This window comes from Nodularia harveyana UHCC-0300 (genome assembly GCF_034931085.1).
Classification (GTDB): Bacteria; Cyanobacteriota; Cyanobacteriia; order Cyanobacteriales; family Nostocaceae; genus Nodularia; species Nodularia harveyana.
In genome coordinates, this window is record NZ_JAYGHG010000013.1 from 80,345 (window position 1) to 101,842 (window position 21,498).

19 protein-coding genes are annotated in these 21,498 nt (G+C 38.5%); 5 read left to right on the forward strand and 14 right to left on the reverse strand.

All coding sequences use genetic code 11. From position 1 onward, the window contains the following. Positions 1-106: 106 nt before the first annotated feature. A complete protein-coding gene (locus VB620_RS10430; protein WP_323196078.1) occupies positions 107-1,288 on the forward strand; it encodes a CapA family protein in 1,182 nt (393 codons plus the stop codon). Positions 1,289-1,372: 84 nt separating this feature from the next. Here the strand turns inward: VB620_RS10430 and VB620_RS10435 are convergent, their stop codons facing one another. Further along, positions 1,373-2,389, reverse strand: a complete 1,017-nt coding sequence (locus VB620_RS10435) for a ribose-phosphate pyrophosphokinase (RefSeq protein ID WP_323196079.1) — start codon at positions 2,387-2,389, stop codon at positions 1,373-1,375. Positions 2,390-2,679: 290 nt separating this feature from the next. Between VB620_RS10435 and VB620_RS10440 the strand changes: the two genes are divergently transcribed. Then, positions 2,680-4,344 carry a serine/threonine-protein kinase gene (locus VB620_RS10440; RefSeq protein ID WP_323196080.1) on the forward strand — a complete coding sequence of 555 codons (1,665 nt, stop codon included), beginning with the start codon at positions 2,680-2,682 and terminating at the stop codon, positions 4,342-4,344. A gap of 332 nt (positions 4,345-4,676) precedes the next feature. Beyond that, on the forward strand, positions 4,677-5,465 hold the full coding sequence (crtW, locus tag VB620_RS10445) for a beta-carotene ketolase CrtW (RefSeq protein WP_323196081.1): 789 nt from the start codon (positions 4,677-4,679) through the stop codon (positions 5,463-5,465). Between the two features lie 202 nt (positions 5,466-5,667). On the opposite strand, the gene VB620_RS10450 is transcribed toward crtW, so the two are convergent. The 5 genes from VB620_RS10450 to VB620_RS10470 form a co-directional block, all read right to left on the reverse strand. After that, complete coding sequence (locus VB620_RS10450) at positions 5,668-6,039, reverse strand: aspartyl protease (RefSeq protein ID WP_323196082.1); 372 nt, start codon at positions 6,037-6,039, stop codon at positions 5,668-5,670. Next, the gene (locus VB620_RS10455; RefSeq protein ID WP_323196083.1) at positions 6,036-6,353 is read right to left on the reverse strand and encodes a hypothetical protein; all 318 of its coding nucleotides are present in this window, start codon (positions 6,351-6,353) and stop codon (positions 6,036-6,038) included. Before VB620_RS10455 ends, VB620_RS10450 begins: the two co-directional genes overlap by 4 nt. Positions 6,354-6,530: 177 nt before the next feature. Beyond that, on the reverse strand, positions 6,531-7,208 hold the full coding sequence (locus VB620_RS10460; RefSeq protein ID WP_323196084.1) for a DUF2834 domain-containing protein: 678 nt from the start codon (positions 7,206-7,208) through the stop codon (positions 6,531-6,533). Positions 7,209-7,220: 12 nt separating this feature from the next. Then, complete coding sequence (gene hrcA, locus VB620_RS10465; protein ID WP_323196085.1) at positions 7,221-8,318, reverse strand: heat-inducible transcriptional repressor HrcA; 1,098 nt, start codon at positions 8,316-8,318, stop codon at positions 7,221-7,223. 456 nt (positions 8,319-8,774) lie between these two features. Further along, complete coding sequence (locus VB620_RS10470) at positions 8,775-9,134, reverse strand: rhodanese-like domain-containing protein (protein WP_323196100.1); 360 nt, start codon at positions 9,132-9,134, stop codon at positions 8,775-8,777. A gap of 171 nt (positions 9,135-9,305) precedes the next feature. Between VB620_RS10470 and VB620_RS10475 the strand changes: the two genes are divergently transcribed. Next, positions 9,306-10,985 carry a DUF3352 domain-containing protein gene (locus tag VB620_RS10475; RefSeq protein ID WP_323196086.1) on the forward strand — a complete coding sequence of 560 codons (1,680 nt, stop codon included), beginning with the start codon at positions 9,306-9,308 and terminating at the stop codon, positions 10,983-10,985. 126 nt (positions 10,986-11,111) lie between these two features. Then, positions 11,112-11,876: a serine O-acetyltransferase gene (gene cysE, locus VB620_RS10480; protein ID WP_323196087.1), complete on the forward strand. Its 765-nt coding sequence runs from the start codon at positions 11,112-11,114 to the stop codon at positions 11,874-11,876. Between the two features lie 60 nt (positions 11,877-11,936). Here cysE and VB620_RS10485 read toward each other — a convergent pair whose 3' ends face one another. The 8 genes from VB620_RS10485 to VB620_RS10520 form a co-directional block, all read right to left on the reverse strand. Further along, positions 11,937-12,455: an SET domain-containing protein-lysine N-methyltransferase gene (locus VB620_RS10485; RefSeq protein ID WP_323196088.1), complete on the reverse strand. Its 519-nt coding sequence runs from the start codon at positions 12,453-12,455 to the stop codon at positions 11,937-11,939. 65 nt (positions 12,456-12,520) lie between these two features. Then, the gene (locus tag VB620_RS10490; protein WP_323196089.1) at positions 12,521-13,105 is read right to left on the reverse strand and encodes an Npun_F5749 family FMN-dependent PPOX-type flavoprotein; all 585 of its coding nucleotides are present in this window, start codon (positions 13,103-13,105) and stop codon (positions 12,521-12,523) included. An 8-nt stretch (positions 13,106-13,113) separates the two neighbouring features. Beyond that, on the reverse strand, positions 13,114-15,276 hold the full coding sequence (locus tag VB620_RS10495) for a DEAD/DEAH box helicase (RefSeq protein WP_323196090.1): 2,163 nt from the start codon (positions 15,274-15,276) through the stop codon (positions 13,114-13,116). 500 nt (positions 15,277-15,776) lie between these two features. Beyond that, positions 15,777-16,991: a M20 metallopeptidase family protein gene (locus tag VB620_RS10500; protein ID WP_323196091.1), complete on the reverse strand. Its 1,215-nt coding sequence runs from the start codon at positions 16,989-16,991 to the stop codon at positions 15,777-15,779. 261 nt (positions 16,992-17,252) lie between these two features. Then, positions 17,253-17,375: a hypothetical protein gene (locus VB620_RS10505; protein ID WP_323196092.1), complete on the reverse strand. Its 123-nt coding sequence runs from the start codon at positions 17,373-17,375 to the stop codon at positions 17,253-17,255. Positions 17,376-17,441: 66 nt separating this feature from the next. Continuing rightward, positions 17,442-18,227 carry a coiled-coil domain-containing protein gene (locus VB620_RS10510; protein ID WP_323196093.1) on the reverse strand — a complete coding sequence of 262 codons (786 nt, stop codon included), beginning with the start codon at positions 18,225-18,227 and terminating at the stop codon, positions 17,442-17,444. Continuing rightward, complete coding sequence (locus VB620_RS10515) at positions 18,224-20,491, reverse strand: hypothetical protein (protein WP_323196094.1); 2,268 nt, start codon at positions 20,489-20,491, stop codon at positions 18,224-18,226. Before VB620_RS10515 ends, VB620_RS10510 begins: the two co-directional genes overlap by 4 nt. Positions 20,492-20,495: 4 nt before the next feature. Next, positions 20,496-21,498: hypothetical protein (locus VB620_RS10520; RefSeq protein WP_323196095.1), on the reverse strand; the 1,003-nt coding region annotated here is incomplete at its 5' end.

The window sequence follows — 21,498 nt, forward strand, 5'->3', positions numbered from 1 at the left end:
ATAAAACCATTGTAATTAAAGAGTTTCAAGGCTTCTCCCTGCTCCATACTATACTTACAATACTGAGATTTGGGCTAAACTAATGCCATTGTGTGTGGAGTAGACAATGGCTAATCAAAGATTAGTGCAATTACTGTCACTGAGTTTTATTAGTGGCTGTTTTTGTATAGGTATTGGGATGGGAGTTTCGATTCGCCGGGGACAATGGCAAGTATCAGAAACAACTACTGTAGCTAGTGAAGCTGAGTTATATTTTGTGACTGAATCAGAACCTACGGTACTTCCAGAGACAGAAAAAACTGTTTTAAACACTGTGAGTATTAAAGCCGTTGGCGATATTATCCCCGGAACTAACTTCCCTGATTATAGATTGCCCCAGTCCCCAGATCAATTGTTACCCAAGGCTGTGAGAGGCTATTTGCAAGGTGCTGATATTGTCCTGGGTAACTTAGAAACCACCTTGACTAACCATCCCCAGACAGCAAAAAATATCAGTCGGGGACAAGTTTTTGCTTTTCGCTCTCCACCTAGCTACAGAAGTTTATTTGCTGAGGTGGGATTTAATGTGTTTCATATAGCAAACAACCATGCAATGGATTTTGGCGGGGTGGGTTTTGCTGATACAGTTAAAAATTTGACGGATGTTGGGATTGCGACATTAGGTCATAAAGATCAAATTTTGTATTTAGAAGCTAATGATATAGCGATCGCCATGATCGGATTTGCTCCTTATGAAATGTATAATTCTATTCATAATTTAGCAGCAGCCCAAGCACTAGTAACTGAAGCTCAAAAAAATGCTGATATTGTCATTGTATCTATGCACGCTGGAGCCGAAGGAACAGCAGCCTTACACGTCAAAAATAACACCGAGTTTTTCTATGGCGAAAACCGGGGTAATTCTATCCAGTTTGCGCGGAAAGTCATAGATGCAGGAGCCGACTTAGTACTAGGACATGGACCTCATGTTCCCAGAGCCATAGAAATGTATCAGGGTAAATTAATCGCTTATTCCTTGGGTAACTTTCTGGGATATCGGACTTTATCGACAAAAGCTCAGACTGCATACTCAATGATTTTAGAAGTAAAACTAAATTCCCAGGGAGATTTAGTCGGCGGTCGAATTATTCCCGTACATTTAAATCAACAGGGAATACCAGAAATTGACCAGTATTTTCGGACTGTGGGATTATTGCGCTATTTAAATCAAAATGATCACCTTGTGGAGCCGATAGAAATTAACCAGCGAGGAGAAATTATCTTGGTCAAGCAAAATTCAGATAATTAATAGCAACCATAAAAAAACCCACCTTTAAGCTCCCGTTAGAGATACGCCAGAGGTGGGGATTTTCTAGATTATAGCCAAGTTGTTTTAACGGAACATACTACTTACTGAAGTATCTTCGTGAATGCGCCAAATGGTTTCCCCTAAGACATTAGCCACGGAGAGTACCACTAATTCGGGAAAGTGATTACCTTCGGCTATGGGAATTGTATTGGTAACAATGACTTCCTCAAACAAGCCACCAGACAAACGATCCTTTGCAGGGGGCGAAAAGACAGCATGAGTGGCACAGGCGTATACTTGACTTGCTCCTTGTTTACGGAGCAACCGTGCGCCTTCGCTAATTGTGCCACCAGTATCGATCATATCATCCACCAAAATGGCTGTTTTGCCCTTAACATCACCGATGACATTCATCACTTCAGCCACATTATGAGCTTGACGACGTTTATCGATAATTGCCAGGGGCGCATCATTCAGCTTTTTCGCAAATGCTCTAGCTCTTGCTACACCGCCGACATCAGGAGAAACAACCACAATATCGGATAGTTGTTTACTAGCCAAATAATCAAAAATTACTGGTGAACCGTAAACATGATCAAAAGGTATATCAAAATAACCTTGAATTTGCGCCGAGTGCAAATCCATTGCTAAAACACGACTAGCTCCTGCTTTAGTAATTAGATTAGCGACTAATTTAGCAGTAATTGATTCTCGTCCTGCCGTTTTGCGGTCAGCGCGAGCGTAGCCATAATAGGGAACAACTGCGGTTATCTGTCGTGCAGAGGCGCGACGACAAGCATCAACCATAATCAGCAATTCCATCAAGTTGTCGTTAACAGGTTGACAGGTTGGCTGGATTAAATAAACATCACAACCCCGAATTGATTCTTGGATTTGAACGTATAGCTCTCCATCCGCGAACCGTTTGCGAATCATTGGCCCCAAGTCCATCCCCAGATAACGGGCGACTTCTTGAGACAGTGGAACATTGGCAGAACCAGAAAATAGCCGCAGGCGATGGTTTTCAGGCAATCCTGTGGCTACTGGTTGCACCTTTAAACTTGCAGAACTTAGCACAGCAGATCCTCGATGTGCATTCATGGCAATATTATCATTAGATATTTAGTAGGTTTAACTGGAATAGCCTAAAAAACTCACATATGTTTTTTAAAGCTTTCATAAAAATTTAAACATTTCTCAATATAATTATCTCTATTATATTGTAGTGCTTTTGGTGAAAAAACTATTCTTGGGAAAGAGAAATTCGCAAAACTCGTGGATAGATTTTTCCAAAAAATTTAAAGATTGATTTAATACTCTGTGATCATATCTGTAAAATTATCAACTAGCATAAATTGCTTCTGTCCTCGCTGCTATTACTTTAATTCATCATGCAAGCACCCATTACAGTTGGTTCTATTCTGCAAAATCGTTATTGGATTGTGGAAACTCTCGCAGAAGGAGAATTTGACAGAACCTATTTGGCAGAAGATCAGCGACGTTTTAACGAGCTGTGTATTATCAAAGAATTGATTTCAGTCCCTGGCTCTGATGCTGGGGAAAAAGCACAAGCAGTTTTCCAGGAAGAGGCTGAGATTTTATATCAAATTAACCATCCACAAGTGCCGGAATTTCGGGAAAGATTTCAGGAGGATCAACGTTTATTTTTAGTAGAGGATTACATTCCAGGTCAGAGTTACCGGACTTTGCTGAGTCAGCGCCTGGGGGTTGGTGAAACTTTCACTGAGCCAGAGGTATTGCAGCTAATTCGGTGGTTGCTGCCAGTTTTAGACCATATTCATAGTCAAGGGATTATTCATCGGGATATCTCGCCGGATAATATTATTTTGCCAGATGGCGATCGCCCACCAGTATTAATTAACTTCGCCATTGGCAAAGAACTCACAACCCGGTTACAGTTTCCAGATAGCACAACCCCAGTCGCTACGGTGAATAATTTAGGTTTTGCTCCCAGTGAACAGATAGAATCAGGGTTGGCTTACCCTCATAGTGATTTGTATGCGCTGGCTGTGACAGCTATAGTTTTGTTGACTGGTAAGGAACCCAGTGATTTATTTAATTCGTCTCAACTGAGTTGGAATTGGCAACAATGGGTGAAGGTAAATCCACAATTTGCCCAAGTTATTAATCGAATGTTAAATCATCTTCCTGGCGATCGCTTTGCCAGTGCAACTGATGTCATGAAAGCACTAGAGACACCAGAAAAACGCCGTATTCCCACTCCCGAAGTATCCCAACTGCAAACCATCGCTATCAGTCATCCCCCGGAACCAGTCACCACCCCAGTTTCATCGGACCAATCTGAGCCAGTAATCCCACTTAGTCAGTCTCGCTCTATTTTAGACAATCCATTAGCGCTGGGGGCTATTAGTGCAGCCGTGATTATATTAACTGGCGTTGGTTCTTGGATATTGGTGAGTTTCATTCGCACTAATTCTATTGAATCACCACAGGTAATTCCACCCCAAACTTTCCCCTCACCGATTGTAACTGGAGAGGAAACACCCACACCAGAACCTACACCGGAACCCACACCCACTGTTGAACCTGTGATCTTGAGTAAGCGTCTGAATTTAAATCCACCTGAAACCACCACAGTGGAAGACACGATCACAGAAAATCAAATCGTTCAGTATAGATTACCTGGGGAAGCAGGAGAGAAATTAACAGTATCAATTGAGCCAGGAAGTGGCATTTTGTTGACCATCTTAGATGAAAATCAACAACTAATTGAGACTAATGCCGAAGAAGTAATAACATATACAGGAATATTGCCGGTTACAGGGATATACATTATTCAGTTAACTCCTCAACCAGAAATAGCCGCCAGTGAATACAGTCTGAATGTGACATTAGAAATCCCTGTCATTCCCACACCCACAGAAACACCCACAGAAACACCTACAGAGGAAACACCTGTAGAGGAAACACCCACGGAAGAAACGCCCTTTTTCAACCCCACAGTACCCCCAATACCCGTACCAGACTTTGGCGGGGAAAATAACACCCCCACAGAGGAACCCCCAAGGTTGTAAAGCAGGTTACAGTGCTTCCCCAGATTTATTAGGTAAAATCTGAAATTCTGATTACCCAGCAATCTCAACTGAGTAATGTAGGGTAATGGGTGACTGAACTATGGTTTACAAATCAATAAAATCAGCCCTGCTACCCAATTTTTGAATGGAAACTGTGATGATGTGTGTAATAATATGTAAAGTATTTTAATATTTCAACATATTTGCCAAATTATTAATACTGTTTGAGTACAGAATACTAGCCCAGATAAAGTTGTTTCGTTTGTGGTTAGTATTGTTAATTATGGCTAAATTTTGAGAATTTTCACCTGAATCCTACGCGGAGTAAAAGCGTGTTCCAGTTAGAACAACCACCATTACCTCAATTAAAAGTTAATAGCACCCCAGCAGTAAAAAGTCAATTTCTGTTTAGGGGCGTTTTTATGGCGATCGCCATTATTACTATCTGGGCTATAAGCCTGGGTTTTTTGCTTTATCTTGATATATCCCAATACAAATTCTGGATGTTATTGCCGATTATCGGTTGGCAAACATTCTTATATACAGGATTATTTATCACAGCTCATGATGCCATGCATGGGGTGGTTTTTCCCAAAAATCCCCAAATCAACCATTTTATTGGCTCATTATGCTTATTTCTTTATGGTCTTTTATCCTATCCCAAACTTTTAAAAAAGCATTGGTTACATCACCACCATCCAGCCAGTGAAAACGATCCAGATTTTCATAATGGTAAGCATAAAAACTTTTTTGCTTGGTATTTATATTTCATGAAGAATTACTGGAATTGGGGGCAAATTATCACATTAGTCACTCTTTTTCATGTAGTAAAAAATCTTTTCCATCTTCCCGAAGATAATCTCACTTATTTTTGGGTATTTCCCTCAATTTTAAGTTCCTTACAATTATTTTATTTTGGAACTTTTCTACCCCACACTGAACCAGCAGAAGGTTATCAAGATTCTCATCGTTCCCAAACTATTAACCGTCCAATTTGGTGGTCATTTATCACTTGTTACCATTTTGGTTATCATCATGAACACCATGAATACCCCCATATTCCTTGGTGGCAATTACCAGAAGTTTATCGGATGTCTCAGAGGATGTCTGAAAAGTGTTGATGAAGTAAACGAATCATAGCTACATAAATAAAAATCGGTGGCTTTTATTTATGTAGCGGCGCAAAATTGTATTTTTTCACTAAAACCATGCACTATGTTCCAAATTTAAAATATTTAATGCGATCACTTTTTATGTTATTTCTGTCAGAAATCATACCCTTAATAAAAGCAAGATTTATAACTCTCTTTTATAACTCTCTTATTATTCAATTAACTCTAATTTAACTATGTCTTTACCATAATTAGCGACTAATATAAATAATTTTAGCCATCGAGATCCGAGTAAAAGTTCCTGTATTTCATCTCCAGCAAACACAGGAACTTCCCACTCTTGACTATCTATAATTACCCTACCGCTATAAACATCAAATTCAGTTTCTCCTTGAGCAGTTCTCAATTTATCTTGACCTAAAAAATTCCAATCCAGACTTTCTATATCCTGTTTATTCATAGCTAAATATTCAGTAAATCCTGTATCTAACATTGTCTCTACAGGAAAACTAAAATTGTCTCCACCAATTAAATCAATTTCAAAATAAATTTGGCTATTTTCTCCAAATCTTCCTTCAATCATATTCTGCCACTAACTCCTGTTTCATTAATGCCAAAAATATGATGAATCACATTAGGGTATTTTTCTCTTGCCATTTTACTTGCCACTTCTTTATCCTGATCAATGAAATAATCACCGCTATCAGGTTCAATAGCAATGTACGAACCATAGTATTTATCTAGTATTTCTGGCTTTAAACGCTCAAAAATTACCCAGCAACGCTCATAAAATGCCTGTCTTCTAGCTCTATCTTGAGATTTTTTTTCTTCTGTCCATTGAATTTCAGGAAATACTCTGCCACGTCTGACAATTCTTTCGGATGGAGTTTGTGTCATACTTTTACCTCCATAAAATTTACTTTCAATATCTTATTATAAAATATCTGAATGATTTTAGAAGGATAGCTTTTCATGTTTTTATTATCAAAAATGATCTGTCTAGTAAAACCAAAAAATATTATCTCGAATGTGTTTACAGCATATTTCATGTATGTGAGGTACATAACCTTGCTGCTAACTGGATAGTGGATCTAAATTTGTTTCTGGTGAGGGCGATTCTTGGGGAGTGCTTGGCGATCGCACAGATAGATAAATCAAGGGGCCAAATAAAGGAATTAACCCAATTAACCAGAATAATTGCTGATTTTTTTGACCTCTACGCGCCATATCGTCCCCCAATAACGCGGGAAATAATAAAGAAAGTAAGCAGAAATCTAAACTCATCACATGAATGAAGCGGCTAGTTTGCCACTGCTGCACAAAATCACCCCAGTCTCCTTGTAAACCATAGGTGACCAAAATCACTGCGCCTATAGTCAAAATAAAACCAGTGACACGAGAATCTAGTAATTTTAACCAGAGATTCTTTTTACCCGAAAACTCCTGATTTGGTTCCCGTAAAGCTAAATAAGGCAATAAAGCAAAAGCACCGAGGGCAAAAGAAGCCGTAGCAAAAGGCCAAGCGGGGATTTTTTGTCCTCTACCATCAATAAACAAAACTGCGCTGTAAATCACAGGCCAGATGCCCATGATGTTAAATAATGCAATTACTAAGGGATTAATCCCCTCCCATTCTCCCAGGGAAAGTTTTTTAATTAACTCCAACGTATCAGGTTGGTCTGGGGGAGCAAAAACAAAAGCATAGGTGATAAATCCTAGCCATAGCACCCCGAAAAAGATTTTTTTGAGCATGATTGAAATAAATTAACTTAAAGCTTCCGAAAGGTAATCAGCCGCAGCTGCGACAACGGCGATCGCACTTTCATAATCTAACCGTGTCGGACCCAAAACTCCCACACTTCCTACAGGTAACAAACCTCGCCGATAAGTAGAACTAATTAAGGTGCAGCTGCGTATCGGCTCCAGGGGGTTTTCCGTACCAATGCGAACCGTTACCCTAGACTTACCCACCTCCTCCGCTTCCGGTTCTGCAAAAATTAATCGCCACAATTGTTCTTGTTCTTCTTCCAGCAGTTGGATAATTGTCTTGACTTGATGTAGCTGAGAAAATTCCGGCTGACGTAAAACTTCTGCGACACCGCGAACCATAATTTGGGTTGTAGTCGGTGCGAGATGACGACGAGTTAATTCTGTGACGGAACCTTTCAAAAATTCGCCATAGCGTTGAAACTCCTGATCTAATTCACTCCAATCCAGAGTGGCTAATTCCAATAAACTACGCCCCCGCAAGTGACTATTCAAAAAATTAGAGACAATCTGTAATTCATGATCTATTCCCTCTGGATCGATTTTTGTTTCTGCCTCTTCTGGCGACAAATTCATCAGCTTAGAATGGGTTTCATAACCATCTGTAACCACAATCAGCATAATTTTATTAGCTTCAATTTGCACTAATTGCAGATGTCGCAAAATTGCTGTAGTGGTTTGTGGCATAGTAATTAAGCTAATGCAGCCACTGACCGTAGCTAAAATTTGGGCTGCACCTTGTAGAACACTTTCCATACTCCAATCTTCCCACTGGAGGCGATTTTGCAGCGCCAGTTCTACCTCTTTCGCTAAAACATCCGTTCGCGTCGCATCTCGCAGACCGGGTGTAATTAACTGGTCAACATAAATACGATAGCCTGAGTCTGAAGGTATTCTGCCAGCAGAGACGTGTGGTTGGTAAAGGAACCCAGATTTTTCTAACATCCCCATCACATTCCGAATTGTGGCTGAACTCACACCCAAGTCATACTCATCAACCAAAGCTTTAGAACCAACAGGCTCTGCTGTAGCGATGTAGTGTCTGACTGTGGCCCAAAGTATATGCTGTTGTCGGTTGGTTAACTGGACTTCCATAGGGTCTGTTTTGCTGAAGGCAAATTCTAATTAAACTGGGAGAAAATTTGGTATTCGAAAGCAAAAAATTGGAATAATAGTAAATTAAGTTAGCAAAATATTTATGTTTGTCGCAATCACTGGTATTTAATTTGGGAGATGGCGATTTTGCCGAATTTAACTGTGACGAGCCAATATTTAATTTTTCAGTATTTTCGCAGCTATTTGAGAATAAAGCTGTATGTAAAGATACTTATTTTGCAACAGGATTCATATATAGCAGGGAACAGGGAACAGGGAACAGAGAATAGGCTGGAAACTCGCTAATTGTGAGGATTTCATTATCTGTTTCTTTCCGAACCTCCTTGGCGGTTGCTATATGTGCATCACTACTTATAATCTGTTGACCAGAATAGCATTGCTAGGATGGGAAGATCAGCCACATCTTCGCAATGCCATGTTTCAGGGGATGATCAACTAATATTGGGGAATAGAGGAATCAACTAATAGAGAATAGGCATCAATGCCACCTGTAATATTTTTAACATTTACGAACCCTTGAACCATTAGCCACTGGCACATCTGGGCGGAGCGAATACCGTGGTGACATAATACAAGGGTTTCAGCTTGGGGATTGAACATAGTGGGGACTTGATCGCCCCATTCTACAAATTCGCTCAGGGGGAGGTTGACAAAGCCCGTTATTCTAGCCGTTGCTATTTCTTGGGGTTCGCGCACATCTATTAACTGAATGGTTCCATCACCAGAAGACAGACGTTGCGCCAGTTCCTCTACACTAATCTGAGTAATGAGTTGACCAGAAGGATTCCCTGTCATGAGATTTTTGTAAACAACCTTATCCCCTTTATGGTGACAGATAATCTGTCTGCTAGCATCAGCATCTATTCCCCAGGGAGTAGTTATTAGTTTTTCCCTATTACCCATTTAGCATTTTTCGGCGGTGGGCTTGCACATCCAACAACTATAAAATTTATTGCTGATTTAGTTATGTCTAATGTCAATAGTCAACGCTCATTAAAAAGTTTCTTGGTAGCTGGGGCGATACCTTTGGTCGCCGCAGGCATCGCACTCCTCATTCTCGTAGGCGGTTTTTACTGGTTTTTCAACAAGAATCCGGTTAACTTCATTACCTCTCACTCCCAGCCCAATGCGACTATATTCGTGTCCAAACTGTCGCCGGTGACGGTTTCTTTATTGACAAATCCCCAACGTTTACAGTCTTTGGAACGTCAAGGAGAATTATCTCAACTCAAAACTAGTCTATTCGCTAAAAGTGGCATAGATTACAAACAAGATATTCAACCCTGGCTGGGAGATGAAATTACTCTCTCGGTGACGACTGTAGATATTGACCGCGATCCAGAAAACGGACAACAACCAGGGTATCTGATGGCGCTAGCAACCCAGAAACCAGAAAAAAGCCGTGAGTTTTTAGATGTGTTATTTTCTCAACGGGTATTGGCTGGGGGAAATTTGGCTGTTGAGGAATATGAAGGAGTAAAGCTGCTTTCTGACTCCCAACTGGAAAAAGATCCTTTGGCTGGTGCAGTTATTGATGGCTTTGTCTTATTTGCTAATGATTTGAAGGTGCTGCGAGACGCAATTAATAATGTTCAGGCTCCTGATTTAAATTTGTCTAGTTCCTCCCAGTATCAAAAAGCCGTCCAACAATTGCCTAAATCGTCCCTCGCTACCGCTTTTCTCAATCTTCCCGCCGTGGCAGAATGGCAAGGTTTAGAGTTACCAGCAGCGACTTTCCAGAGTGAAATTATTTCTTTGTCTTTGAACCCCCAGGGACTGCTAGCAGAAACTAGCTTTTTGACTGATTCGGAAATTATCCCGGTTTCTGCTGCACTAACTAAAACTTTAGGGGCTTTAGAATATATCCCAGATACGGCTGGTTTGGTAATTTCCAGTGCTGATTTAGCTAATTTGGGTGACGGTGGTTTAGCCCAACTGTGGACACAAGTGAAAACGGCTTTTTCTGATTCTGGAACAGATACAATTTCTAACTTGGTAAAACCTTGGGTAGAAGTGGAGAATAGCCAGGGGATAAATTTGGTAGAGGATATTTTCAGTTGGGTGAAGGGTGAATATGCTTTAGCTGTGTTAACTAATGGGGGAGAAAAGGCTGCTGATTGGGTGTTTGTTGTGGAAAATTTAGAGGATGTTTCTGCCGGAATTTCTGGTTTGGATGCGATCGCCTCATCCCGTGGACTGAGTATGAGTTCTTTTACCTTAAATCAACAAAAAATCTCCGCTTGGACAGAGTTAAATGCGGTGACTAAACAAAATGAAACTGACAAATTGCCCACATTCGCCATTGAAGCTGAAGTTCAGGGAGTACATACCACTCTAGGAAATTACGAAATTTTTGCCTCGAATTTAGAAACCTTGAACGAAGTTATCACCATGAAGAAGAGTTCATTGATAGGTGATAGCAATTTTTCCGATAGTATTGCAGCCTTTCCTCGCCCCAATCAAGGGTATGTTTATGTGGATTGGACAAAAAGCCATAATCTCATAGAGCGTCAATTACCGATTTTGAAATTAGTGGAAGTAGTGGGGAAACCGTTTTTTGAAAATTTGCGATCGCTCACCATCAGTAGTTACGGTAACGATCAAGGATTGCTCAAAAGCGGAGTATTATTCCGATTCCTAGACTGATATAGCTGGAAATAGAAAATGAGAAAGTACAGCACAAATAACTCCCCAGTCACCAACTTTCCGACTTGACACCAGGAACGATACTATGGGAAAGTAGCTCGTTTTGCTTTCCGAGGGTACTATATCGTGCTATCTAGACTAAGTGCTGATTTTCGCATTATCTTTGAGCGTGACCCAGCAGCCCGTAACTGGTTAGAGGTCTTGTTTTGCTACCCAGGTTTGCAAGCCCTGCTATTCCACCGTCTCGCTCACTGGCTCTATCATTTTGGTCTCCCCTTTTTCCCCCGCTTAATTTCTCACACAGCGAGATTTTTAACAGGAATCGAAATTCATCCCGGCGCAACCATTGGCCAAGGTGTATTTATTGACCACGGCATGGGCGTAGTCATCGGGGAAACTGCCATAGTGGGTGATTATAGCCTGATTTATCAAGGTGTCACCCTGGGGGGAACTGGTAAACAAACCGGCAAACGCCATCCCACAGTGGGAGAAAATGTTGTAGTTGGAGCCGGTGCAAAAGTACTGGGTAATATTCAAATTGGTAATAATGTCCGCATTGGCGCAGGATCAGTTGTTCTCAGGGATGTACCTACTGATTGCACAGTCGTAGGTATACCTGGTCGCATTGTCTATCGTTCCGGTGCGCGAGTTTCACCCCTAGAACACAACAACTTACCAGATTCAGAAGCTGAAGCAATTCGCGCTTTAGTGGATCGGATTGAATCCTTAGAACAACAAATCGAAAATCTCCAAAACAATCAGACTTCTGAAAAAACTCATGTTTTAGCTGTTTCTGTAGTTTCTCCCGACAATGATTTGTTAACACAAGCTCCCTTGTGTAGCCTCCGAGATAAAGCAATTCAGCAATTTCTCGATGGTGCAGGGATTTAGTCATGACGGTTGACAAGAATATAAAAACATTCCATGAACCTATCTCATTCATACCGCAATTTAGTGAAATAGGTTCATTGCCTTTTTTATATCTTCTTGGCGACACAAGGTACTTTGTATATATTCAGATAGTTTGTATTTTGTGAGAATATCTAGGGGTAAATAAGCTGACCCTTGAATTTTATTCAGGCATTTTTCTGAACCACAACAACAATCAAAACTTTGTGACATTGACCATTCTGTAGATGGATAGAAAAACATCATTTCTTCGCCAATCTCAATTTTTTTTAAACACACAATTTTCATCTCTGCCATGTTAAAAAAAACATTAGGATCACAACTATGGTTTAGATATTGCAGAAATTCAGGCGCAAGCATGATGTGTTGTTCATCGTCAATTTGAACTGATAAGTAATTTGGCTTTTTTAGATATTCCTTAACTTCTATTTGATGGATAATGTCACCAGGAAGAAATTCAATCGTTGCATGAAGAGATTTTGCTTCAGTTTTTCGACATTCCCATATTTCAGCAAAAGAAGAGACAGCTATTTTTCTCAATGTTGGGATTTCAGTAGCCATAACCTAGAATTTATTTCCTCAAATAATTACGGGTACAAACTAGCATATTTTGCGACTTTAACTGATTAAGGATTAATTTCCTGAATACACCACTCTTTTTCCTCATCCCAAGAGTAAATGCGCCGATTTTGTGGTTCACCCCGCAATTCTAAATGGTCTATCTCCACGGGTTCCAGTAAAAGTAAGCAAAAATTTGGCACTGGCTGGATGGGATTAGGTGGTGATGGTTCAAAGGCTGCTGGTTCATTTACTCTGGGTTTACCAGGATCAGGCCAAGCAAATTGTAACCGCGCTGCATCACTTAATTCTTGCCAAGTTTTTATCCTGGCTGGTTGGATGCTAGATTCTGAATCATCGTCTCCTATTAAAGTTAAGCAGCCAGAAATACGGAACTGTTCTCGCGTTTTGGGAAAGTACCAGCAAATTTCCGCCCAAGGTTGTTTTTTGATTTGGTCAACTTTATGACTACGGGCATCAGTAATAAATTTTAACTGGTTGCTATCTTCTAGAAAACCGCGAAATACTACAGTACGATTAGCGGGACGATTATTTTCCCCCACTGTTGCTAGTTGTAGATAACGAGCATAGACTAGGCTACGATTACGATGGAGCGCATGGGCGATCGCACTACGCCAAGGAGCAATGGACATAATTTAACCTACCAATGTAAAATTTCTTCCTTAAGTTCTTTAATATCTAAATAATCTTCCATAAACCCTTTTCGTAAAAGCGAATGGGGGATAAATTGATCATATTTTTGCAGTTCTGGGGCTTCTGCGGAACTCACTAAATCTTCCGCCGTAATTCTTTGTTCACACAATGACACCAGTTCTGTTTGCAGATAATTAAATTTATCTTTACCTAATTTAATTGTCAAATAATAAGGATTTACCCCACCAATACTATTAATTTCTAATGATTCTCGACAACAGGAATTAAGCAACCTTTCCAAAGTTCGGTAAGCCACTGTACCCATCCAAGGAAAGATGCAACATTTACCTGGTTCTAATTGTAAAATATTTCCTTTATCCAATCCAGCATTACGGCTCAATTCTCGAACTAATTTCAACCGTTCTTGAGCATTCTTTTGTAAATAACTATAGTCTATATCTTCTAGTAAGACTTGCCGCATTCTTTGCAAAACTCTGGTATGAATATTACCACTACCGCCCCGCCAATAAATAGTAGCTTTCCCCGCCACTGGCTTGACTAAAATTACCTTTTTTTTAAAGTCAACCTCTAAAACTTCCCAAGTTCTACCAGCTAAGGCGAATTGATTCCCTACAGGAGTGGGTATAGCAATACTACCAATTTCCGTTTTTCCTTCCTTAACGGCATATTCTTGATTGTCAGCAAACACAGCATAAAACTGAAATTTTCCAACTATCTTTTCTCCCGCCAAGCCAATAATTAATTTACCTTTTTCTGTGTGATGAATGTGGTCTATATCAATTAAATATCGGAGTAATAACTTAAATTCTGCTGAGGAAATCGCTGCAAAGGGAGATAAATTTAAAATCTGTTTAGCTAAAGCCCCCGGTGTCATTTCTCCTGTAGCTGCTAAAATACTCATCGTCTGATGATATAGCAAACTCCAGGGATATTTAATCGGTGCTATTGGTTCAATCCAACGTTCCTCTAAATAAAGTTGAATAATCGCAATAGATTGTAAAAGTTGCCAAGGAATTTGTTCTGGTAAAAGTGCTTCAGATAATGGTTGATTTTCTCCACAGATAAAACGCATATCAGCAGCTTCACCTCTCCTCCCACTGCGTCCTAAACGTTGTAAGAAACTAGCGACAGACAAAGGTGATTCTAACTGAATGACTCGTTCTAAATGACCAATATCAATACCTAATTCTAAAGTTAAAGTAGCCGCAGTTACCGCCGGCTTTTGGGGTTCACGCATAGCATTTTCGGCAGCTTGGCGTAAACTAGCAGATATACTGCCATGATGTACGTGATAAATGTCTGGTAATGCTTGTTTTCTAGCGATTTGGCGTAAGGATGCAATAACTGATTCAGTTTGGGTGCGATTATTGGCAAAAATCAGACATTTACGAGATTTACTGAGGTTAAAAATATATTTTTCGTAAGCTGTGAAATCTGATTGATCTATTTCACTATTGAGATAAAAGTGTTCTAACGCTAGTTTAATTTGGCGTTTTTCGGCTGTGATATTGGGGGTAATTACTGGCTGGTCAGTTCCAGAACTCAACCACTCTTCAGCCATTGCATAATTGCCCAGGGTTGCTGATAAACCAATGCGGCGGGGTGGGGTTTTTGTGACCTTAGCTAAACGCTGTAATTGGCAAATAATTTGACAACCACGTTGAGAACCCATAAAGGAATGGATTTCATCAATGATTACAAAGCGTAAATCACCAAATAAACGGATTAAATCATGATGTTTATTAATTAACAGGCTTTCTAAAGATTCTGGTGTAATTTGCAGGATACCTTGGGGATTTTTAATCAGTTGCTTTTTCCGACTTTGGGCTACATCACCATGCCAGTGATAGACTGGTATATCTGCTGTTTTTAGTAAGTCGTTGAGGCGTTCAAATTGGTCGTTAATTAAGGCTTTGATGGGACCAATATATAATACACCGATGCTATTAGCGGGTTTTTCATGTAGGAGACTTAGGACTGGTAAAAAGGCTGCTTCTGTTTTTCCCGCAGCAGTTGCAGCTGCAATCAGTAAATGAGTATCGGTGTTAAATATAACTTCACAGGCGGCTATTTGTGCTGGTCTTAATTCTGTCCAGTTTTGATGGTAGATGTATTCCTGGATAAAGGGTGCGAGTTTAGAGAAGGTCATTAGGTGTCAGGACTGTCTTGATTTTCCAGTGCGATCGCAGTTCAACCCAACTGAGAACATGGATAATCGCACTTAGACAGATATTTTTAATTTAAAATAGATCAATGGTGCATTACATTTCATTAACGCACACTATAATATTGGCGATCGCACTGACAGGAGTGTTAACCATATTTGACGATTAAGCGAAACAATGCCCCTGGATTTTTCACCCATGATCGTACCATAAATATTCGAGAAGTCAAAACCCTAATAAATGCGTGAAATTATTGACAAGATTCTCAATATTATTGAGAAATACCTAGTCATATTCTCAATAGTCATTGAGGCCTACCTTTTTTGATAAAAAATCTAAATTTAAATAAAAATATAGAATTTAGCGACAGCGTAGCGCACCGAATATGGTGATGGTGGGTTAAGGTTCCCATTTTCCAACAAATACCCATAAATCAGGTGCGTTACATTTCATTAACGCACCCTACAAGAAATATGAATCACCATCAGTTCAAAAATTTCTCCACAGTCCGCACAAATATTTCCACACCCATTGCTAAGGCCGTTTCATCAAAATCAAATCGGGGGTGATGATGGGGATAGGCTAAATTTTTCTCAGGGTTGGCAGATCCGAGGAAGAAGTAACAACCAGGAACTGCTTGTAAGAATAATGACATATCCTCAGCGGCCATAGTTTGGCATTCTGGGACTATACCTAACGGTGTTTCTACTACTTGTTCGGCGACTGATTTGACTAGTTCTGCTATCCCTGCATCATTAATAACTGGGGGATAAAGACTCCAGTATTCTAGGTCATATTCTGCGCCATGACTCTGGCAAACTCCGGCGATGATTTGCTCAATTCGCTGGTTAAAGAATCCTGTGAAATTAGGGTTAAAGTATCTGATAGTACCACTGATGCGGGCTTTATCGGCAATGATATTAAGCTTTGTGCCGGCATGAAATTCACCCACTGTTACTACTGCGGAATCAATGGGGTTGATGTTACGGGCGACAATTGTTTGCAAGGCATTGACAATTTGGGCAGCAACGACGATGGAATCAATGGTTTGGTGAGGCATTGCACCGTGTCCACCTTTGCCAGAAATGGTGCAGTTAAAGCATTCGACAGATGCCATTAATGCCCCAGGACGGACACCGACTGTCCCCAAGGGTAAGTTATTCCATAAATGTAAACCGATGATGGCATCTACATCTGGGTTTTTCAGCACTCCGGCTGCAATCATGGGTTTTGCACCGCCTGGCCCTTCTTCGGCTGGCTGAAAGATGATTTTCACAGTACCGCTAAAGTTGTCTCGATGCTGGTGAAGATAGTAAGCTGTACCCAGTGCGATCGCAGTATGTCCATCATGTCCACAAGCGTGCATGACTCCATCATGTTGCGATTTATAGGGAACGTCATTCAGTTCTTGAATTGGCAAAGCATCCATATCAGCCCGAATCGCCAAAACTTTCTCACAACCGGGTTTATTTCCCTTGATAGTAGCCACAATACCAGTCTGGGCTACACCAGTTTCATGCTCAATTCCCCATGCTTGCAACTGGCTAGAGACTAACTCAGCTGTGAGTTTTTCTTTAAACCCCAACTCTGGTTTTTGATGCAGTCGCCGCCGCCATTCTACTAATTGCGGTTGTAATGAGCGAATTTCCAGACGAATGCGAGATAAATCTACGGAAGAGTTGGGAAAAGTGGAAACCATGATTAAAATAAGTTCTTTTTATGAAAGCTAACTGAGAATATTTTCCCAGTGTAATCCATCTCATCTAAGTGGAGATATGAAATATAGGTTGTATCACTTGCGATTACCTCGAAGATAAATAGTATATTTTTGCATCATTCCCATAACTGAGTTACTGATTACCTGAATCACTTCCCTGAATATTATCCTGCTATTAATACTTTTTCAAGGAGGATATATCCAAAAACTTTTGATTATTAACTTGAGTGCATAAATATAGATTCATTGATGCCAGTAATAATTAGCTAATCCGGCAAAAGCTACACCTAATAATTCCGATGATTTTAAATTTTTGGCAAGATTCATAGCTATTTGAAGATGCTCGAATGCTTCCGGCTGTTTCAAACAACTATAATAATAGTGAATAAAGCACACCCTCACATAAAATTGGTATAAATACAGAATATTTCATTAGCGAATATTCCACTCTTCCAACGAATCTAACCGCACCTTAATTAAATCTATTTGCGATTCTAACTTTATTTTTTCTTCCTGAGACTGCTTTAACTGAAACCTCAAATCATCCAACTGTTTAGATAATTTTTGGATTTTTAATTCAGAATCTTCCCGATCTCCCTGAAAATCAGGTAATTTTTCTATAGTCGCTTCTAATTCCAATGGAAGTTGCAAAAAAGGATCACTAAATTCTAAAACTCCCTTTTCTTCTAGTTTCCAATTCTTCCCACTAGGAGAACTAGAAACCCTAGCAGGATTAATCAATATAAAATGACTATCTGCCGACGAAAAATCACCCCGAAAATAAAACAACTTTTGTACAGTTTTTAACTTATGAATATTTAATTTAATATTTATGCTTGGTACAAGCCAGAACTCATCTTTATCAGTTGTAATCACCCAATATTTACCATTTTCATCATTTTCCAAAAAACTTGCTTCATCCTCTTTAAGTTGACGATAACTTTTGGCAGTTAATTCAACAACAACAGAATTTTTAAATAAAACATTAGGAACATCATTATAAACTTGCACCAATTCAGATAGAGAAATATTAACAGGGCTAATTTTCTCTATTTTAAAATTACCAGTAACTATAACTTCTCCATTCTGAACTCGCTCAGTTAGAGAAGATAAATAATGTTCTATCTCAGTTATTCTGAATGCAAAATTTTGATAACAAAGCTGTCTCAATTCATCAACCTTACGGACAATTTCATCTAAGCTTGATTTAGAAATCATTTACCAGTCCACTCCTTAGCTATAACCCTGAGCAATGCTTTTAATTCTAATATGAAAATAGGCTCCATACTTGTATCCTTACTCTTCAGACATAACAAAGAGTTTTTTAGCTCCCTTTCAGTATTTTGCCATAACTTCTGCTGAGATAGAGTTTCTAGATTTAAGTTATATCCTGGTAATGGTTTAACACCCTCAATTTTTAAATCCTTCAAGGATACATGAAAATCATTAAAGAACTTTTTTAAATGACTCAACTTGTAAATTTTAATTTGGTTAATATTACTCTGCGAGTCTAAGCGAGATGTACTATTAAAATATTTACCATTAATTTCATACTCTTCACCAGAAATCAAATAGTCAGGTTCATCAATATTTAATTCTTGCAATTTAGTCTGATTTAAAACCAAACCACAAGTAACTTCATCTTGTGGGTTTTGACTAATGCGTGTTAGTTCTTGTGTGTCAAGAAAACCAGAACCTTTACTCATCATCCGACTGAGTAAAACATTAATTTCCGAATAACGGTTAAACTCTCCCCCTGTTGCTAACCAATGCAAGAGACGAGAACCAATTCCACCAATGTAAACCGGAGTAATTTCATTACTAATATATTTACCTTCTTTGTGTAAAGCTGAGAGAATATTACCAACATAGAAATATAAACCAGCTAAACCAATAGACATTAACCTTATTAGTCCCTGAAAATCAGAATCATCTAAAAATAACTCGCGTTTCTTCTGTAACCAGTTAGCAGACTCTAGACGCAACCATAGATCTAATTTGTCATAAAAAACATATTCATATTCTTTTGTTAGATTTATCCATCCTGTTGGAACATCAAATATTTTTACAATACGAGGATTGATTTTAATAAACTGTGATAATAAATGTCTTTTACCAAAATTAAGTGAACATTGATGAATAAGCTGGTTATCTTGCCAAATAGATATATTAGAAACTGTCTCCCCGATATCAATACAAGTTGTATTCACTAAATCATATTGTTCAAAATCAGTAAAATATTGAGCAAAAGCTAAACTTTGTGAACGGAAATGTTTTGTATCATTTATATTCGGGCAAAGATGTTTAATACCTGTCTTAGCTTGCAAAGCTTCAGTTATTTCTTGCCACATTTGAGCATATTCATACTTATCTCGACGAGAAAAATCAGGAGGGTATGAAATACACCATTGAATCTCTTTAACTTGGTTTTTAACTGCGTGTGCGGTAAGGTGTAAAGTTAAATGTTTGAGAAATAGCCGAATATATCTCAAATTCCCACTTGACCAATTTAAATCTTTTATAAACCAGCTTTCTTGACTATCTAATTCCAAGCTGGAATAGTTAGGAATATAAATTCTACCATCAAAAATTGGACGTTCTTGATTTATATCTGCACTTCCTTGAGTGGTTAGTATAGTCCTCATAGGGAATGGCTTATCTATAGGAATAAAACTTTCGCAAATAAAGTGTTCAAACAAAACTGCAAACCTAGTATCTGTCGGACCATCTGCTATTTGATAATGTAGATTTTCTAAATAAAAAGATTCGATAATTTTATTATCTTTATTAACATAAACGCTAGTATAGTCATCTCTACAATCTATACTAATTTTCCAGAAAAATAAAAGGTCTATTTTCTGTGGAGTTGACAGTAAGATTATACCAATTGTATTGTCTTGGCTATTTTTACATTCAATAAATTTAGGAAAATCATGACAACGAACTATCTGATAATCTCCTAGACCTCCTTTAAACTTTTGAACTTCCTCTACATTAGGAAAAGCGACCTGAAAAGTTTCTTCCCCATATTCAGCATCATAATAAAAACCGTAATATTCGTTCCATCCTTCTGCTTGAAAATTAGGCCATATTTCTAAAACCGGAACTCCGTAAATAATATTTTCTTCTTTAACTATATAATCTTTAAATAATTGTAGTTCACTAATTGGTAAATCTAAAATTAGCCTTACCTGTAATAAATCAGTTTCATCAACAAGTTCAAATTTAAGTTGTTTATTCAATTCTTCTGGAGTGAAAAAATCTAATAAAATATGATTAATAGGTAAAATAGGAGTTATTTGCCTATTAGCCAATAATAAATTTAGGCTTCCTTGTGGTAGTAAAGCACCTGGTAAAATACCCTCTGCGCCAATAAATACCAGCTTTGACAAAAATACATCTTGTAGCTGAAGTCTAAGTTCCTTGAGTTTATCTAAAAGCTTTTCTGTTTTCAGTTTTAAATTTTGCAAATAATAATCCATATACTTATTCAAACTCAATAATTCCCCTTTCAGTTAATTGCCAACTTTGTGAAGTTACTATCACAGCTACCTTAGCAGGTTTTATTAATTTAAACTTACTTTGGCTTGTTACTTTACTTCCTTGAAAATCAAATAAAGCTTCAAGACTTTCCACAGTTGCACGATTTATCTTTAAACCATTTTTAGGCATCAAATAGAATTGTTCTCTACCAATTAACCAATAGTAACCCTGAGCTTGCTTTTCTAAAACTATAGCTTCACTATTTCCTTGACGACGTTTATCAATACTGGCAGTTGTTTCAGAAACCTGCTTTGCTGTTTGTGATATGATTGCAGGATTAGAATTATAAGCCTCCACAATTCGTACTTCTTGAGAATTAAGATTAACAATTGTAGATGTCTTCATCGGAGTATCTTGGTCAGATATTGTTTTTTGTTGATGAGCTTCCACCTGATGATTTATAGAAGTTTTTGGTTCTTCTGCCTGTTGAAACTTAGTTTCTAAGCTACTAGAAAATTCTTTAACTTTCTGAATTTCAACTTGCAACTTTTGTTGCATCTCTTTTAATTGTTGAATTTGTAACTTTAATTGTCCAATTTCCCCTTCAGATTGGTGAATATAATCATCAAATTCATCTCTTGATACTGCTGAAAATGAATTTTGCTGCTCAACTTTGTGACTGAGTTCTAACTGAAGTTGGTTCTGTGCAATTCTGCCATTTACAGGCTTAATTTCTAGAAAAGATGAACTACTAAAGTCAAGAACTCCCTGTTCTTCTAAAATCCATCCGTCTCCACTTCTAGCAGGAGATACCTTAGCTGGCTTTTTAAGAATAAATTCACAGGTATCTGAATTTTCATAATCTTGACAATCAAAAAGTATTTGAACTATTTCACTAATACGAGGATTAATTCTGCGATTTTGTCTAGAAACAGGAAACAACCAGTAAATATCATCATCAGTGACAAGAACCCAATAGTCTCCTCGATTATTTTCTGTAAGTAAT